Below are 423 nucleotides of genomic sequence, written 5' to 3' on the forward strand. Positions count from 1 at the left end.
AACACCATTCTTACTACTAAGAACTAAATATGTATAATCTTTTATATTATTTATTTCATTTTCTAATTCTATATTGTTTTCTATCTTTTCTATTTTTATAGTAGGTACTTCTATTGGATTTCCACCTAAGTCCATTATCTTTTCTACTATTGAACTACTTTGAGTTCTACTTCTAGTAACTATTATATTTTTTCCGAATAATGGCTTATTTTCAAAGAAGTTAAGAGTATCTCTTAAATTTACTACATCTCCTATTACTATTAATGTTGGTGGCTTAACATTTTCCCTTATAGCTGTTTCATAAACATCTTCTAGTGTAGAAGTTATAACTCTTTGRTTATGTCTTGTTGCCCAACTTATAAGAGAAACTGGAGTGTCTTTTGATTTTCCTTCTTTTATTAAATTAGAAGTAATTTTTTCAAG

At 26.3% G+C, this 423-nt stretch carries 1 protein-coding gene; it reads right to left on the minus strand.

Annotated features, from left to right (window positions below):
* The coding region (locus G3997_RS09490; RefSeq protein WP_296645533.1) for a uroporphyrinogen-III synthase at positions 1–423 on the minus strand (423 nt) is incomplete at both ends.

Origin of the sequence: Romboutsia sp. 13368, from assembly GCF_018336475.1 — a bacterium.
In the GTDB taxonomy this organism is placed as follows: Bacteria; Bacillota; Clostridia; order Peptostreptococcales; family Peptostreptococcaceae; genus Romboutsia.